This window comes from Micrococcus sp. HG099, from assembly GCF_024723355.1.
GTDB classification, from domain to species: Bacteria; Actinomycetota; Actinomycetes; order Actinomycetales; family Micrococcaceae; genus Micrococcus; species Micrococcus endophyticus.
This window is the reverse complement of sequence record NZ_JANQCJ010000042.1, coordinates 1-16,890: the sequence shown is the minus strand read 5'-3', so window position 1 is coordinate 16,890 and position 16,890 is coordinate 1. Positions and strand designations below refer to the sequence as shown.

The 16,890-nt window shown below is 74.1% G+C and carries 13 protein-coding genes; 10 read left to right on the top strand and 3 right to left on the bottom strand.

Annotated features, from left to right (window positions below; translation table 11 throughout):
- Positions 1-79 precede the first annotated feature (79 nt).
- Positions 80-1,081: a quinone oxidoreductase gene (locus NWP10_RS05600; protein WP_258300167.1), complete on the bottom strand. Its 1,002-nt coding sequence runs from the start codon at positions 1,079-1,081 to the stop codon at positions 80-82.
- Positions 1,082-1,166: 85 nt separating this feature from the next.
- Between NWP10_RS05600 and argC the strand changes: the two genes are divergently transcribed.
- From argC to NWP10_RS05570, 6 genes are read left to right on the top strand one after another with little or no spacing between them, the layout of a single operon-like run.
- Complete coding sequence (gene argC, locus NWP10_RS05595) at positions 1,167-2,207, top strand: N-acetyl-gamma-glutamyl-phosphate reductase (protein WP_017488679.1); 1,041 nt, start codon at positions 1,167-1,169, stop codon at positions 2,205-2,207.
- Positions 2,204-3,364, top strand: a complete 1,161-nt coding sequence (argJ, locus tag NWP10_RS05590; protein WP_017488680.1) for a bifunctional glutamate N-acetyltransferase/amino-acid acetyltransferase ArgJ — start codon at positions 2,204-2,206, stop codon at positions 3,362-3,364. Before argC ends, argJ begins: the two co-directional genes overlap by 4 nt.
- An 11-nt stretch (positions 3,365-3,375) precedes the next feature.
- On the top strand, positions 3,376-4,386 hold the full coding sequence (gene argB / locus NWP10_RS05585; RefSeq protein ID WP_017488681.1) for an acetylglutamate kinase: 1,011 nt from the start codon (positions 3,376-3,378) through the stop codon (positions 4,384-4,386).
- On the top strand, positions 4,383-5,663 hold the full coding sequence (locus NWP10_RS05580; protein WP_017488682.1) for an acetylornithine transaminase: 1,281 nt from the start codon (positions 4,383-4,385) through the stop codon (positions 5,661-5,663). The genes argB and NWP10_RS05580 overlap by 4 nt, the downstream gene beginning before the upstream one ends.
- Positions 5,660-6,634 carry an ornithine carbamoyltransferase gene (argF, locus tag NWP10_RS05575; RefSeq protein ID WP_017488683.1) on the top strand — a complete coding sequence of 325 codons (975 nt, stop codon included), beginning with the start codon at positions 5,660-5,662 and terminating at the stop codon, positions 6,632-6,634. Before NWP10_RS05580 ends, argF begins: the two co-directional genes overlap by 4 nt.
- Positions 6,634-7,122: an arginine repressor gene (locus NWP10_RS05570; protein ID WP_258300166.1), complete on the top strand. Its 489-nt coding sequence runs from the start codon at positions 6,634-6,636 to the stop codon at positions 7,120-7,122. The genes argF and NWP10_RS05570 overlap by 1 nt, the downstream gene beginning before the upstream one ends.
- Before the next feature lie 61 nt (positions 7,123-7,183).
- On the opposite strand, the gene NWP10_RS05565 is transcribed toward NWP10_RS05570, so the two are convergent.
- Positions 7,184-8,011: a hypothetical protein gene (locus NWP10_RS05565; RefSeq protein WP_258300165.1), complete on the bottom strand. Its 828-nt coding sequence runs from the start codon at positions 8,009-8,011 to the stop codon at positions 7,184-7,186.
- A gap of 242 nt (positions 8,012-8,253) precedes the next feature.
- Positions 8,254-9,003 (bottom strand): resuscitation-promoting factor Rpf, encoded by a 750-nt coding sequence (rpf, locus tag NWP10_RS12445; protein ID WP_309137701.1) that lies wholly within the window; start codon positions 9,001-9,003, stop codon positions 8,254-8,256.
- Between the two features lie 612 nt (positions 9,004-9,615).
- Between rpf and NWP10_RS05550 the strand changes: the two genes are divergently transcribed.
- From NWP10_RS05550 to tyrS, 4 genes are all read left to right on the top strand, one after another.
- Positions 9,616-10,857 carry an argininosuccinate synthase gene (locus NWP10_RS05550; protein WP_258300164.1) on the top strand — a complete coding sequence of 414 codons (1,242 nt, stop codon included), beginning with the start codon at positions 9,616-9,618 and terminating at the stop codon, positions 10,855-10,857.
- A gap of 88 nt (positions 10,858-10,945) precedes the next feature.
- The gene (gene argH / locus NWP10_RS05545; RefSeq protein ID WP_258300163.1) at positions 10,946-12,406 is read left to right on the top strand and encodes an argininosuccinate lyase; all 1,461 of its coding nucleotides are present in this window, start codon (positions 10,946-10,948) and stop codon (positions 12,404-12,406) included.
- A 150-nt stretch (positions 12,407-12,556) separates the two neighbouring features.
- Positions 12,557-14,845 carry a UvrD-helicase domain-containing protein gene (locus NWP10_RS05540; protein WP_258300162.1) on the top strand — a complete coding sequence of 763 codons (2,289 nt, stop codon included), beginning with the start codon at positions 12,557-12,559 and terminating at the stop codon, positions 14,843-14,845.
- Positions 14,846-14,914: 69 nt separating this feature from the next.
- Positions 14,915-16,273, top strand: a complete 1,359-nt coding sequence (gene tyrS / locus NWP10_RS05535) for a tyrosine--tRNA ligase (protein WP_258300161.1) — start codon at positions 14,915-14,917, stop codon at positions 16,271-16,273.
- The last annotated feature ends 617 nt before the right edge of the window (positions 16,274-16,890 follow it).

Below are 16,890 nucleotides of genomic sequence, written 5' to 3'. Positions count from 1 at the left end.
TGGTGAGGGGGTCCGTGCGGCGGGGCCGCCCGCGGCGCCTCGCCGGGGCCGCGGGCGGGAGGCCGGCCGGGCGCGCGGCTCAGCCGAGGGTGAGCAGCACCTTGCCGGTGGTCGCCCGGGACTCGAGGGCGGCGTGGGCGGCGGCGGCCTCGGCCAGCGGGATGCGCTCGCCGATCCGCACGTCCAGCTCCCCGGCGGCCCACGCGGCGAACAGCTCGTCGCCGCGGCCGCGGGTCTCCTCCTCGGTGCGCGTGTAGTGCACGAGGGAGGGGCGGGTGACGTACAGCCCGCCCGCGGCGTTGAGCCGCTGCAGGTCGAAGGGCGGCACCTGCCCGGAGGCGCCCCCGAAGAGCACGAGCGTGCCCCGCACCCGCAGCACCCGCAAGGACGTCTCGAAGGTGTCCTTGCCGACGCCGTCGAACACCGCGTGCGCGCCGTGCCCGTCGGTGAGGCGCTCGACGGTCGCGGCCAGCTCCGGGTAGTCCACGGCCGCGGCGGCACCTGCCGCGCGGGACAGCTCCCGCTTCGCCTCGGTGGACGCCGTGGTGATCACCCGGGCCCCGCGCGCGGCGGCCAGCTGCGTCAGCAGCAGCCCGACGCCGCCGGCGCCGGCCGTCACCACCACGGTCTGGCCCTCCTCGACGGGGAAGGTCGAGCGGCACAGGTAGTGCGCCGTCATGCCCTGCAGCGGCAGCGCCGCGGCGTCGGCGAGGTCCACGCCCTCGGGCACGGTCAGCAGCCGGTCCGCGGGCGCGGTGAAGTGCTCGGCGTACGCGCCCTGCGCCGTCGCGGTGGCGACCCGGGCGCCGAGCAGGGTCGGGTCCACGCCCTCGCCGAGCCCGACCACGGTGCCGGAGGCCTCGGTGCCGGGGACGAAGGGCAGGTCCATCGGGTACACGCCGGCGCGCTGGTAGGTCTCGATGTAGTTCAGGCCGACGGCGGCCGTGCGCACCAGGACCCGGCCCGGGCCGGGGGCGGGGACGTCGGCCTGCGTCCACCGCAGGACCTCGGGGCCGCCGGTCTCGGCGACGACGACGGCGTGGTGGCTGCGGGGGACGGCGGGGCTGCTGGCGTGGGGCATGGCCTCAGTCTACGATCGGGGCACCGGCGGCGACGGGTTACGCATACATATGCCGCACGTTGCATATATCGGCTAGGGTGGGTGCATGACTCACACCGTCGCCGTCTCCGGGGCCAGCGGATACGCCGGGGGAGAGGCCCTGCGCCTGCTCGCCGGCCATCCCGACGTCGCCGTCGGGGCCATCACCGCCCACTCCAACGCGGGCGAGCGCCTGGGCGCCCTCCAGCCCCATCTGCACTCCCTCGCCGACCGCGTCCTCGAGGAGACCACCGCGGACGTGCTCGCCGGGCACGACGTCGTGATCCTCGCCCTGCCCCACGGGGCCTCCGGCGCGCTCGCGGCCCAGATCGCCGAGCGCTCGCCCGAGACCCTTGTGATCGACGCCGGCGCCGACCACCGCCTCGAGTCCGCCGCGGACTGGGAGGCCTTCTACGGCTCCGAACACGCCGGCACGTGGCCGTACGGCCTGCCCGAGCTGCCGGGCCAGCGCGAGCGCCTGGCCGGCACGCGGCGCATCGCCGTCCCCGGCTGCTACCCCACCACCTCGATCCTCGCCCTGGCCCCCGGCTTCGCGGCCGGGCTGCTGGAGCCGCAGGACGTGGTGATCGTCGCGGCCTCAGGCACCTCCGGCGCCGGCAAGGCCGCCAAGCCCCACCTGCTCGGCTCCGAGGTCATGGGCGGCATGAGCCCCTACGGCGTGGGCGGCCGCCACCGCCACACCCCCGAGATCGAGCAGGGGCTCTCCCAGGCCGCGGGGGAGCGGGTGCAGATCAGCTTCACCCCGACCCTGGCCCCCATGGCCCGCGGCATCCTCGCCACGGCGACGGCGCGGCTGCGGCCCGGCGCGGACCCGGTGGCGGTGCGCGGCGCCTGGGAGCGGGCGTACGCGGACGAGCACTTCGTCCACCTCCTGCCCGAGGGGCAGTGGCCGGCGACGAAGTCCGTCCTGGGCTCCAACCACGTGCAGATGCAGCTGGCCGTGGACGAGCGGGCCGGCCGCGTGATCGTCACCGCGGCCCTCGACAACCTCACCAAGGGCACGGCCGGAGGCGCCGTGCAGTCCATGAACATCGCCCTGGGCCTGCCGGAGCAGGCGGGGCTCGAGCAGCAGGGGGTCGCACCGTGAGCGTCACCGCAGCCCAGGGATTCCGCGCCGCCGGCGTCACCGCCGGCCTCAAGGCCTCCGGCACGCCGGACGTGGCCGTCGTCGTCAACGACGGCCCCCGCCGGGCGGCCGCCGCCGTCTTCACCGCCAACCGCGTGGCCGCCGCCCCCGTGCTGTGGTCGCGCCAGGCCGTCTCGGACGGCCGCGCGGACGCGGTGGTGCTCAACTCCGGCGGCGCGAACGCCGCCACCGGCGCCCCCGGCTTCCTGGACGCGCACGCGACCGCGGAGCACGCGGCCGAGGCCCTCGGCGTCTCCTCCGGGGACGTGCTCGTGTGCTCCACCGGGCTGATCGGCGAGCGCCTCGACCGCGAGCGGCTCTTCGCGGGCGTCGCCGCGGCGGCGGGCGCCCTGTCCGCGGACGGCGGCGAGGACGCCGCCGTGGCCATCAAGACCACGGACACGGTGGCCAAGACCGCCCAGGCCCGCGGCGAGGGCTTCACCGTGGGCGGCATGGCCAAGGGCGCGGGCATGCTCGCCCCCGGCATGGCCACCATGCTCTGCGTGATCACCACGGACGCGGACGTGCCCGCCGCCGTGCTCGACGCCGCCCTCAAGGACGCCGTGCGCACCACCTTCAACCGGGTGGACTCGGACGGCTGCATGTCCACCAATGACACGGTGATCCTGCTGGCCTCGGGCGCCGCCGGCGTCGCCCCGGACCCCGAGGCCTTCGCCGCGATCCTGCACGAGGTGTGCGCGGACCTGTCCCGCCAGCTCGTCGCGGACGCCGAGGGCGCCGCGCACGACGTCGCCGTGCGCGTGCACGGGGCGCAGACGGAGGACGCCGCCGAGGCCGTGGCCCGGGCCGTCACCCGCTCCAACCTGTTCAAGGCAGCGATCTTCGGCCAGGACCCCAACTGGGGCCGCGTCATCGCCGCCGTCGGCACCGTCCCCGAGGAGGTCGCCGCCTTCGACCCCTATGCGCTGGACGTCTCCTTCAACGGCGTCCAGGTGTGCCGCGCCTCCGGCGTGGGGGAGGACCGCGCCCTCGTGGACCTGTCCGCGCGGGAGGTGCTCGTGGAGGTGGACCTGCACGCCGGAGACGCCGAGGCGACCGTCTGGACGAACGACCTGACGCACGACTACGTGCACGAGAACTCCGCCTACTCCACGTGAGGACCGCCCCCATGAGCCAGTCATCGAGCCCTCAGCCCGACCCCGTCACGACGGCCGCCGCACCCGTCCTCTCCGCCGCCGACCGGCTCGACCGTGCCGAGTCCAAGGCCGAGGTCCTCATCGAGGCGCTGCCGTGGATCCAGCGCTTCGCCGGCTCGGTCATGGTGATCAAGTACGGCGGCAACGCGATGGTCTCGGACGAGCTGCGCCGGGCCTTCGCCGAGGATGTCGTCTTCCTGCACCACGTGGGCGTGCACCCCGTCGTGGTGCACGGCGGCGGCCCGCAGATCAACGCGATGCTGGACCGGCTCGGCATCGCGTCCGAGTTCCGCGGCGGGCTGCGCGTCACCACCGAGGAGGCCATGGACGTGGTCCGCATGGTCCTCACCGGCCAGGTGGGCCGCGAGCTCGTGGGCCTCGTGAACTCCCACGGCCCCTACGCCGTCGGCTTCTCCGGCGAGGACGCGGGCCTGCTGCGCGCCCGCCGCACCGGTGCCGTGGTGGACGGGCAGGAGGTGGACCTCGGGCTGGTCGGCGAGGTCACCGGCGTGGACCCGACGGCGATCCTCGACGTGGTCCGATCCGGGCGCATCCCCGTGGTCTCCTCGGTGGCCCCGGAGATCGACGAGCACGGCGAGCCCACGGGCCAGGTGCTCAACGTCAACGCGGACACCGCGGCCGCGGCCCTGGCCGCCGCCCTCGGCGCCGCCAAGCTCGTGCTCCTCACGGACGTGGAGGGCCTCTATGCGGACTGGCCGGACCGCGATTCGCTCATCAGCTCGCTGACGGCGGGCCAGCTGCGGGCGCTGCTGCCCTCCCTGGCCTCCGGGATGATCCCCAAGATGGCCGCCTGCCTGGCCGCCGTGGACGCCGGCGTGCAGCGCGCCCACGTGGTGGACGGGCGCCGCCCCCACTCGATGCTGCTGGAGGTCTTCACCTCGGCCGGCGTCGGCACCCAGGTGGTGCCCGACGCCGACACGGCCGGCCGCCCCGCCCCCACGACCGTGCAGGAGGACGCATGAGCACCACCCAGGACGCGCTGCTGGCGCGCTACGCGGACTCCGTGACCGGGGTGTTCGGCCGTCCCGCCCGCGTGCTGGTGCGCGGGGAGGGCGTGCACGTGTGGGACGCCGACGGGCGCCGCTACACGGACCTGCTCGCCGGAATCGCCGTGAACTCCCTCGGGCATGCCCACCCGGCGGTGGTGCGCGCCGTGAGGGAGCAGATCGCCGGCCTCGGGCACGTGTCCAACCTGTTCACGTCCGAGCCCCAGATCCGGCTCGCCGAGGAGCTGCTCGCCGTCGCCGACGCCCCCGCCGGCTCCACCGTGTTCTTCGCGAACTCGGGCACGGAGGCCAACGAGGCCGCGTTCAAGCTCGCGCGGCGCCACGGCGGGCAGGACCCGTCCGGCCGCCGCACCCGCGTCATCGCCCTCGAGCGGGCCTTCCACGGGCGCACCATGGGCGCGCTCGCCCTCACCCACAAGGAGGCCTACCGGGCGCCCTTCGAGCCGCTGCCCGGGGGCGTCGAGCACGTGCCCGGCGGCGACGTCGACGCCCTGCGGGCCGCCCTCGCCCCGGACGCCTCCGGCGCCACCGTGGCCGCCATGGTCCTCGAGCCCGTCCAGGGCGAGGCCGGCGTGCACGGCTGGCCCGTCGGCTACTTGGCCCAGGTCCGCGCCCTCACCCGCGAGGCCGGGGCCCTCATGATCCTGGACGAGGTCCAGTCCGGCATGGGCCGCACCGGCACCTGGTTCGGCTTCCAGAACCCCTCCGTGACCGGCTCGGATGACCCCGTGCTGCCGGACGCCTTCACCCTGGCCAAGGGCCTGGGCGGCGGCGTGCCGATCGGCGCCCTGGTGTGCGTCGGCCCGGAGGTGTCCGGTCTGCTTTCGGCGGGCCAGCACGGCACCACCTTCGGCGGCAACCCGCTGGCCACCGCCGCGGGGCTGGCCGTCCTGGAGACGATCCGCTCCGAGGGCCTGCTCGAGCACGTGCGGGCTGCCGGCGAGCGCGCCGCAAAGCTGCTGGCCGACCTGCCCGAGGTGGCCGCCGTGCGCGCCCACGGGCTGTGGATCGGCGTGGACCTCGCCGGGCCGCGCGGCCCCGTGCCCGACGGCGGACTGGCGCCCGCCGTCGTCGCCGCGGGCCTCGAGGCGGGCTGGATCCTCAACGCCACGGGCCCGGACACCCTGCGCCTGGCCCCGCCCCTCGTCATCGCGGCCGAGGAGCTGGAGCGGTTCGTCGAGCTGCTGCCCGCCCTCGTGTCCGCCGCCACCACCGAAGGAGACCCCTCGTGACCCCCGCCCCGACCCCCGCCCCCGCCGCCGTGCGCCACTTCCTCGTGGACACGGACCTCACCCCGGGGGAGCAGGCCGAGGTCCTGGACCTGGCCGCGCAGATGAAGACCGACCGGTTCGCGCACCGGCCGCTGGCCGGCCCCCGCACGGGCGTGGTGTTCTTCGACAAGACCTCCACGCGCACGCGCGTCTCGTTCGCGGCCGGCATCGCCGAGCTCGGCGGCAGCCCCCTGATCGTGAACCCGGGGGAGTCGCAGCTGGGCCACAAGGAGTCCGTAGCGGACACCGCCCGCGTGCTCGAGCGCATGGTCGGGATCATCGTGTGGCGCACGTTCGCCCAGTCCGGCCTCGAGGAGATGGCCGCCCACTCCCGCGTGCCGGTCGTCAACGCCCTGAGCGACGACTACCACCCGTGCCAGATCCTCGCCGACCTGCTCACCGTCCGCGAGCACCTGGGCGGCACGCAGGGCCGCGTGCTGGCCTACCTCGGGGACGCCGCGAACAACATGGCCCACTCCTACCTGCTGGGCTGCGCGACGGCGGGCATGCACGTGCGCATCGCCGGGCCCGCCGGGCACCTGCCGGCCGAGCACGTGGTGGCGGCGGCGCGGGAGCGGGCCGCCGAGACCGGCGGCTCGGTCCTGGTGACCACGAACGCGGCGGAGGCGCTGGACGGCGCCGACGTCATCGTGACGGACACGTGGGTGTCCATGGGCCAGGAGGACGAGAAGGAGGCGCGCCTGGCGCTGTTCCGGGACTACCAGGTGGACGCGGCCGCCATGGCCCGTGCGGGGAGCGACGCGATCTTCCTGCACTGCCTGCCCGCGTACCGCGGCTACGAGGTGAGCGCGGAGGTGATCGACGGCCCGCAGTCCGTGGTGTTCGACGAGGCCGAGAACCGCCTGCACGCCCAGAAGGCGCTGATGGCCTGGCTGCTCTACCGCTCCGGCCTCGCCGAGGATCCGCGCTGATGGCGGTCCCCACCACCAAGACGGCCCGGCAGGCGGCCATCCGGGAGATCCTGGCCACGCGCGGCATCCGGTCCCAGGCCGAGCTCTCGGACGCCCTGGGCGACCGCGGGCTCTCCGTCACGCAGGGCACGCTCTCGCGCGACCTCGTGGACCTCGGCGCCGTGCGGACCCGCGGGCCCGGGGGGATGGTCTACGCGCTGCCCGCCGAGGGCGACGACGGCGCCCTGCCCGGCCGCGGCTCCGACGCCCAGCTCAGCCGCCTGTCCAGCATGGCCCGGGAGCTGCTGATCTCCGCCGAGCCCACGGAGAACCTCGTCGTGCTGCACACCCCGCCCGGGGCCGCGCAGTTCCTCGCCAGCGTCATCGACCAGGCGCGCGTGGAGCACGTCATGGGCACGATCGCCGGCGATGACACCATCCTGCTCATCACCCCCGGCGTGTCCGCCGCGCCGGTCGTCGCGGCGTACCTGCTCGGCCTGGCCGGCTGAGTCCGCGTCCGGCGGTCCAGGCCGCCGGACGCCGTGGCCGGCGTGTCGTCCAGGGCGACGGTCAGAGCCCGGGCCGGTCCCAGACGTCCGCGGCCGGCGGGGCGATCACCGGCGGGACCGCGTCCCAGTCGTCGAAGTCGACCGACTCGACGCGCGGCAGCAGGGCGCCCGCCGGGTCCGGGGCGGCGTTCGAGGTGCGTGCCGCACCAGACCTTGAGCTCGGAGCCGCAGTGGCGTCGGCCGTCGCATCGGCGGAGCGCGCGACGCGCGCCAGCCGTCCCCGGGCGTCCAGATAGAGGTCGACCGGCCCGGCGCCGTCGAGGCGGAGCCCCGAGAACAGCTCGAGCCGCTCGCCGTCCACGGTGACCTCGCGCCCCTCGACGGCCGCGTCCTCCCGGGCGAGCGCGTCGGGCAGCTCCGCGCGCACCTGCGCGATGAGCTCCGCGGGGGAGACCAGGTCCTGCGCCGGCCCCGGGAGGGCGAGCCACCGCCCGGGATCCACCCCGTCCAGCGCGTCCCCGGCGCCCTCGCCGCGCAGGTAGGTGACGCCGTCGGCGTGCACCGCCTCCACGGCCCCCTCGGCTCCCGTGGACGTCCCCCGGTAGGCGCCGTCGGCTTCGAGCGAGCCCGCGAGCGTGACGACGGCGGCGGGCCGGGCCCATCGGGCCGTCACGGCCACGGAGCGGGCGGAGTCCAGCGACTCGTTCAGCTCCGTCCACCGCCCCCCGAGCGTGTCCGGGTCGTCCCCGGCCGGCACCCCGGGCGCGGCGCAGCCGGCCAGCGCCAGGCAGAGGGCGGCCCCCACGGCCAGCGGGCGGCGCCGGGCGCGAGGGCCGGCGACGGCGGCACGGGGCACGGCGAGGGCGGGGGCGGGGGCGGGGGCGGACATGGGGCGCTCCTCTCGGTGTGCTCGGTGTGCTCTGCTGCTGGGCGGACCTGCGGACCTGCGGACCTGCGGCACTGTGGCTCCGGGGCCGGCGGCACTGGGGTCGGCACCCCGGCGGCGGGTCGGTCGGTGCACCAACCTAGCGACCGCCCCCCGTGGCCTGGCCCGATGCCGGCCGGGCATGACGAAGGCCCCCGCCATGGCGGGGGCCTTCATCATGGACCGGTGACGACCGGTCAGGCGTCTCAGGCCTGGGGCAGGACGAGCTCCTGGCCGACGTAGATCATGGCGGCGTCGGAGACGGTGTCCTTGTTGGCCTCGTAGAGGGCGGTCCAGCCACCCTCGACCTCGTGCTCGGCGGCGAGCTTCCACAGGGAGTCACCGGCCTTGACGACGATGGTCTCGGCGTCGGCGACGACGGCCTGCTCGGCGGCGGCACGCTCAGCGGCGGCCTGCTTGGCAGCGGCGCGCTCGGCGGCGGCGGCACGCTTGGCCTCGGCACGCTCGGCGGCGGCCTGCTCGGCGGCGGCCTGCTCGGCAGCGGCCTCCTCAGCGGCAGCCTGCTCGGCGGCGGCCTGGCGCTGCACGGAGGCGGTGCGCTCGACGGCGACCGGCGCGGCGTCGGTGGCGTCGGCGTCGGCCTGGGTCAGGCCGGCGGCGCACTTGGGCCAGGCGCCCCAGCCCTGAAGGTCCTGGAGCATCTCGGCGCGCTTGATCTGCTCGGCCTTCGAGGCGTGGTGCGGGTAGCCCTGGCCGCCCACGGCCTGCCAGGACGACAGGGTGAACTGCAGGCCGCCGTAGAAGCCGTTGCCGGTGTTGATGTCCCAGCGGTTGGTGGACTCGCAGAACGCGATGGCGTCCCAGGTCTCCTCGGTCGCGGCCTGGGCCGGAGCGGAGAAGCCCACGGCGGCGGCGCCCATGAGGGTCATGCCGGCGGCGACGGAGGCGGTGGTGCGGCGGGTGCGGGTGGAGGTGAAGAGAGTCATGGTGTCCATGGCGAGTCCTCGCTGATCGGCGGCCGGGGCGCACCGGGATCGTCCTTCTCCTTGGTCGGGTCATGTCCTCCGGCGGTTCGGGACGACCCAGCAGCGGGCGACCGTCGGAGCGAGTTCGATCTCGTGGGCGGTCCCGCTTCCCGACCTGTCGGTCAGATCACGGTTCGATCACGAATCGGCTACGGAAGAGTCAACGACGCCGACCCCCCTCGCGTCAAATCGAGCGCGGGCGAACTCTGGCCTGTCCGTCTCGGATTTGGCGTGAGAGGACATCATGTCAAACGGATCGTCTCATCGGGGTCGATTCGTCCACCCGAGGGACGGAGTTTGTGCAGGACATCTTCCGGCGACCTGTGGACGGTCGGCGTCGGGCGGGTCACGGCGCCGTGTCCTTCCTGTGACTCAGGTCGCGATCGGCGGTGATCCGGGTGGTGGGCGAAGGTCTCGGTGAGGCCGCGAGGGAGGTTGCGGCGGCCGGTCGGGGAGCGTGGCCCGCCCAAGTATTCCGAAGTTTGCATACTTATTCGAAACGCGGGTAGGATCGGCTCCGAGACCGCCTCCGCAGGCCGCCCGGCCACTGTCGGAGACGCACCCCATATAAGAGGAGAGAACGTGAAGGAACGCATCATCCTTGCCTACTCGGGCGGCCTGGACACCTCGGTGGCCATCGGCTGGATCGCCGAGGCCACCGGCGCCGAGGTCGTGGCCGTCGCCGTGGACGTGGGCCAGGGCGGCGAGTCCCTCGAGACCATCCGCCAGCGCGCGCTGGACTGCGGCGCCGTGGAGGCGTACGTGGCGGACGCGCGCGACGAGTTCGCCGAGCAGTACTGCATGCCCACGCTCAAGGCCAACGGCCTCTACATGGACGCGTATCCGCTGGTCTCGGCCATCTCCCGGCCCGTCATCTCCCGCCACCTCGTGGCCGCGGCCCGGCAGTTCGGCGCCTCCACCGTGGCGCACGGCTGCACCGGCAAGGGCAACGACCAGGTGCGCTTCGAGGTCTCCATCCAGACGCTCGGCCCAGACCTGAAGTGCATCGCGCCCGTGCGCGACCTCGCCCTCACCCGTGACAAGGCCATCGACTACGCGGAGCGCAACGAGCTGCCGATCGTCACCACCAAGAAGAACCCCTTCTCGATCGACCAGAACGTCTGGGGCCGCGCCGTCGAGACCGGCTTCCTCGAGGACATCTGGAACGGTCCCACCAAGGACGTCTACGACTACACGGACGACCCCGCCTTCTCGCCGGCCCCGGACGTGGTGACCATCGCCTTCGAGCGCGGCGTCCCCACGGCCCTCGACGGCCGCGCGCTGAGCTCCCTGGAGATCATCGAGGAGCTCAACCGCCGCGCCGGCGCCCAGGGTGTGGGCCGCATCGACATCGTCGAGGATCGCCTCGTGGGCATCAAGTCCCGCGAGATCTACGAGGCCCCCGGCGCCATGGCGCTGATCGCCGCCCACCGTGAGCTCGAGAACGTCACCCTCGAGCGGGAGCAGGCCCGGTTCAAGAAGACCGTGGACCAGCGCTGGACCGAGCTCGTCTACGACGGCCAGTGGTTCTCGCCCCTGAAGCGGAACCTGGACACGTTCATCGACGCGACCCAGGAGCACGTCAACGGCGAGATCCGCCTCGAGCTGCACGGCGGCCGGGCCACCGTCCAGGGCCGCCGCTCGGAAACCGGCCTGTACGACTTCAACCTCGCCACCTACGACGAGGGCGACTCGTTCGACCAGTCCTCCGCGCGCGGGTTCATCGACATCTTCGGCCTGTCCGCCAAGACGGCCTCGGAGCGGGACCAGCGCCTGCGCGGCGGCGACGACCTCAAGGACGTCGCCCGCCTGTCCAACAGCTGACCCGCGAGGCACCCGCGCACGACGGCGGCCCGCCCATGACCGGGCGGCCGCCGTCGTGCTGTCACCCCCGAACCTGAGGAGACCCACGATGACCGAGAACCCCGAGGCCCGGCACGGCACCAACGAGGGCGCCCTGTGGGGCGGCCGCTTCGCCGGGGGCCCCTCCGAGGCGCTCGCCGCGCTGAGCAAGTCCACGCACTTCGACTGGCGACTGGCCCCCTACGACATCGCCGGCTCGCGCGCCCACGCCCGGGTCCTGCACGCCGCCGGCCTGCTCGGCGCCGAGGACCTCGAGGGGATGATCGCCGCCCTGGACCGGCTCGAGGCGGACGTGCGCTCCGGCGCCTACGCCCCGGCGGACTCCGACGAGGACGTGCACGGCTCCCTCGAGCGCGGCCTCATCGAGCGCGCCGGGCCCGAGCTGGGTGGCCGTCTGCGCGCCGGCCGGTCCCGCAACGACCAGGTGGCCACCCTCGGCCGGATGTTCCTGCGCGACCACGCGCGCATCATCGCCCGGGGCCTCGTGGCCACCGTGGACGCGCTGCTCTCCCAGGTGCAGGCGCATCCGTACGCGCCCATGCCGGGGCGCACCCACCTGCAGCACGCCCAGCCCGTGCTGCTCTCCCACCACCTGCTCGCGCACGCCTGGGCCTTCGCCCGCGACCTGCAGCGGCTCGTGGACTGGGACGCCCGCGCCGCCGTCTCGCCCTACGGGTCCGGCGCCCTGGCCGGCTCCTCCCTGGGGCTGGACCCGGAGGCCGTGGCCGCGGAGCTCGGCTTCGACTCCGCCGTGTGGAACTCGATCGACGGCACGGCCTCGCGCGACGTGTACGCGGAGTTCGCGTGGGTGGCGGCCATGGTCGGCGTCGACCTCTCGCGGATCTCGGAGGAGGTCATCTTCTGGGCCACGAAGGAGGCCGGCTTCGTGAAGCTGCACGACGCCTACTCCACGGGCTCCTCGATCATGCCGCAGAAGAAGAACCCGGACGTGGCCGAGCTGGCCCGCGGCAAGTCGGGCCGCCTCATCGGCGACCTGGCGGGGTTGCTGGCGACGCTCAAGGGCATGCCGCTGGCCTACAACCGCGACCTGCAGGAGGACAAGGAGCCGGTCTTCGACGCGGCCGACACCCTCGAGCTGCTCCTGCCGGCCGTGTCCGGGATGATCGCCACCCTCGAGTTCGAGACCGAGCGCATGGCCGAGCTGGCGCCGCAGGGCTTCGCCCTCGCCACCGACGTGGCCGAGTGGCTCGTCCGCCAGGGCGTCCCGTTCCGCGAGGCCCACGAGCTCTCCGGGGAGGCCGTCAAGGCCGCCGAGGCCCGCGGCGTGGAGCTGTGGGACCTCACGGACGAGGAGTACGCGGCGATCTCGCCGGCGCTCACGCCGCAGGTGCGCGAGGTGCTCAGCACCGAGGGCTCGCTGAACTCCCGCGACGCCCAGGGCGGCACCGCCCCCGCCGCCGTCGCCGCCCAGGTCGAGGCCCTCGAGCGGACCCTGGAGCCGCTGCGCCGCTGGACGCAGACCCCCGGCTCCGTCGTCAACGCGCGCTGAGCCCGTCCCGCAGGTCCCGCCGGATGCGGGGACCTGCGGGACGCGGCCGCGTCACCCGCCGTTCACCTGGGTCGGCGTAGCATGGGTGGTCACTTTCCCCGGGTGCGCCGCGGCGCGGCACGCCCCCGACAGCACCGCGAGGACCTCCCGATGACAGATGCCGTGTCCGTCCGCCAGTCCGAGCTCGAGCTCGAGCGGGCCCGGGTGGCCGAGCGGTACGCCCGGCTGGACGCGCTGCGCGACGAGAAGGAGCGCCAGCTCGCGGCGGTGCGCCGGACCGGCCTCGAGGGCTCGCTGCAGAACCACTCCGAGCGCGACGCGTTCGCGAGCCTCTACGAGGACCGCCTCGCCCAGCTCCTCGCCGTGGACGACCGACTGGTCTTCGGACGCCTCGACCTGGACCCCGAGAGGGCCGGCGATCCGGACGAGGAGCGGTACATCGGCCGCATCGGCCTCACCACCGAGGAACACGAGCGGCTTCTCGTCGACTGGCGGGCCGCGGAGGCCGGCGCCTTCTACCAGGCCACGGCCGCCCACCGGGGCCGCGTGCGCCGTCGTCGTCACCTGATGCTGCGCGGCCGCGAGGTGCGCGACCTCGAGGATGACGTCCTCGACCCCGACCTGCTGGGGCAGGAGGGCGTGCGCGCGGACTCGCAGGGCGCGCTCCTGGCCGCGGTGACCGCCCGACGCACGGGCCGGATGGGGGACATCGTCGCCACCATCCAGGCCGAGCAGGACGAGGTCATCCGCGCGCCCCTGGCGGGGGCCGTGGTGGTCCAGGGCGGGCCCGGCACGGGCAAGACCGCCGTCGCGCTGCACCGCGCCGCGTACCTGCTCTACACCCACCGCGAGCGGCTGGCGCGCTCCGGCGTGCTCATCGTGGGCCCGTCCACGGCGTTCATGCGCTACATCGAGCGCGTGCTGCCCTCCCTCGGCGAGACCGGCGTCGTCATGGCCTCGCTCGGCACGCTCATGCCTGGCGTGCAGGCCGGTCCGGAGCGGGACCTCGACGCCGCGGCCGTGAAGGGCCGCCTCGAGATGGCGCAGGTGATCGCCCACGCGGTGGCCCAGCGCCAGCGCCTGCTCGCGCAGCCGCGCCGACTCATGATCGAGGGCACCGCCGTCAAGCTCAAGCCCGCCGCAGTCCGCCGGGCCCGGGATCGGGCGCGCGCCACGGGCAAGCCGCACAACGAGGCCCGCGTGACGTTCGTGAAGATCCTCGTGCGCGAGCTGGCGGAGAAGCTGAGCAAGAAGCTGGAGAAGTCCTCCGGCGCGCCCGTGCAGCGCGACCTGCTCCTCGAGGACGTGCGGACCTCCCGCGACGTCCGCGTCGCCCTGAACCTGTGCTGGATGCCGCTGACCCCGCAGAAGCTCGTGGGGGACCTGCTCACGCGAGAGCACCTGCTGCGCGCGGCGGCCCCGTGGCTCTCGGACGAGGAGGTCGGCGCGCTGCTGCGTCCGGCGGACGCCCCCTGGACCGAGGCGGACGTGCCGCTGCTGGACGAGGCGGCCGAGCTGCTCGGCCGGCTGGAGGCCCCCGCCAAGGGCGGCGAGTCGGCCGCCCAGCACGAGCGGAACCTGGAGAACGCGCGGGCCTCCCTGGAGAACATGCACCAGACCCTCGCGGACATGGGCGTGGACGGCGTGGTGGACGCCGAGCAGCTGGCCGCGGCCAACGAGGCCCGGGCGGTGCGGCGCACGACGGCGGAGACGGCGGCGCACGACCGCACCTGGACGTACGGCCACGTGGTGGTCGACGAGGCCCAGGAGCTCTCGCCCATGCAGTGGCGGCTGCTGGCCCGGCGCTGCCCCATGAAGTCCTTCACCATCGTGGGCGACATCGCCCAGTCCTCGCGGCGTGACGCCGCCGGCTCGTGGGCGTCGGTGCTGGAGCCCGAGTTCGGCGACCGCTGGCGGCTCGAGGAGCTCACGGTCAACTATCGCTCGCCCGCGCGCGTGATGCGTTGGGCGTCCCAGGTGGCGCAGGCCGCCGGCCTGGAGGTCTCCCGGCCGCGCGCCGTCCGCGAGGGCGAGCACGCCCCGCGGCTGACCGTCCGCCCGGGAGCCGACCTCGTCGCGCTGACGCTGGACGCCGTCGCGGGGGAGCGGGACCGGGTGCCGGAGGGGCTCGTCGCGGTCATCGGCGCGGCCGCGCACGCGCCGGAGCTGCTCGCCGCGCTGCGGGAGCGCTGGGGCCGGGCCCGCGTGGACACCGCGCCGCTGCCCGGCGTCGAGATCGTGGTGGCCACGCCGTGGGAGACGAAGGGCCTGGAGTTCGACGCCGTCGTCCTGGCGGCTCCCGAGCGCCTCGTCGACGACGCGCGGGGCGTGGTCGGCGACCTCTACGTGGCGATGACCCGGGCCACCCAGTCGCTGTCCGTGGTGTCCACGGCCGACGTCGCCGCCCTGCCGGCCGGCCTCGCCGACCCACCGGCCTGAGTCGAGTGCCGGGACGTCGCGTGCGCGCGGCGGACCGGTCGGGCGCGTGCGCGTCGCTAGGCTGGAGCCATGGCACCCGATAACGAGGAACGCGCGGCACGGCTGCGCGCGCAGGCGAACGATCCGAGCTTCGAGAACGTGTGGCAGGAGCTGCTCTGGCGCGGCCTCGTGCACGTGTCCACGGACGAGGCGGCGCTGGAGGAGGCGCTGGCCGGGGAGCCGATCTCGTACTACTGCGGCTTCGACCCCACGGCGGCTTCCCTGCACCTGGGCCACCTCGTGCAGCTGCTCACGCTGCGGCGCCTGCAGCTCGCCGGACACCGTCCGCTGGCCCTGGTGGGCGGCGCCACCGGCCTGATCGGCGACCCGCGCCAGACCTCCGAGCGCGTCCTCAACTCCCAGGAGACCGTGGCCGGCTGGGTGGAGTCCCTCCGCGAGCAGATCCAGCCCTACCTCTCCTTCGAGGGGGAGAACGCCGCGACCATGGTGAACAACCTGGACTGGACCGCCGGCATGAGCGCGCTGGACTTCCTCCGCGAGGTGGGCAAGAACTTCCGCGTGGGCACCATGATGAAGAAGGAGATCGTGGCCAAGCGCCTGAACTCCGAGGAGGGCATCTCCTACACGGAGTTCTCGTACCAGGTGCTGCAGGGCAACGACTTCCTCGAGCTGCACCGCCGCCACGGGGTGAGCCTGCAGACCGGCGGCTCGGACCAGTGGGGCAACCTCACCGCGGGCACCGAGCTGATCCGGAAGGTGGAGGGCGTGCAGGCCCACGCCCTGGGCACGCCGCTGATCACCAACGCCGACGGCACGAAGTTCGGCAAGTCCGAGGGCAACGCGATCTGGCTCGACGCCGCGATGTGCTCCCCGTACGCCTTCTACCAGTTCTGGCTCAACACGGCCGACGCCGATGTGGTGGACCGCCTCAAGGTGTTCACCTTCCTCACGCGCGCCGAGATCGAGGAGTACGCGCAGAAGGTGGCCGACGAGCCGTTCCGCCGGGAGGCCCAGAGGCGCCTGGCCTGGGAGGTCACCTCGCTCGCCCACGGCGAGGAGGCGACGACGAAGGTCATCGAGGCCTCGCAGGCCGTCTTCGGCGGGGGAGACCTGAGCGACGTCGACGCCGAGACCCTCGGCGCGATCCTCTCCGAGCTGCCGCAGGCCGACCGCACGCAGTGGGAGGGGGAGCCGGGGACGGTGACCGCCGTCGAGCTGCTCGTGTCGACCGGGCTGGTGGGGTCCAAGTCCGAGGCGCGCCGGACCGTGAAGGAGGGCGGGGCGTCCGTGAACAACGAGCGCGTCTCCGACGCGGACCGGGTGTACACCCGTGAGGATGCGCTGGCCGGCCGGCATCTGCTCGTGCGCCGGGGCAAGAAGAACATGGCGGGCGCGGACCTCGGGTCCCAGGACGCCGACCGGGGCTGACCGGACCCGTCCGCCACCTGTGACCGACGACACGGGACGGGGATCCGACGGCAGGGCCCCGAGTGAGGGGCAGAGGCCCCCGCCGCCGCGTGTTTACGCGGGGGAGGGGGCCTTCCCCATGGGCGCTGCCCCGGATTTGGTGTTCCGGGCGGGGCAGGGGTAGAGTTCTTTCTCGTGCTCACGACGCCGACCGGGTCTCCGGGAGGTGCGGTGAGGAACATGAGATCCGCGGATTCATGCCGAGAATGGCAGGTCGAGGGCGGATGGTGTTCACCGGGCACGCGGCTGGCAGTGATGCTGGCTGGTACTCCTGAAGAAGATGATCTGGTGCGAGTCACCGGTGTCTGTGCGGTGAGGTTCTGATGAACCTGTCACGTGCGTGAGCCGGCGATGGGACAGCCCGGCAGGAATGCAGGGTTGACAGCGACCGAGAACGTGGTAGGGTTTTCAAGCCTGATCGCGTGAACGGCGAGTGAAGGCCTCGAAAACGGGGTTGACATGGTCGCAGCGGATGGTCTAAGATGGAGAAGTTGCTCCAGAGCGAAACGGCCCGCGGAGCGGGTCGCTGAAGCTGGAAGCGCCTGTTGTTTGAGAACTCAATAGTGTGCCAAGTTTGT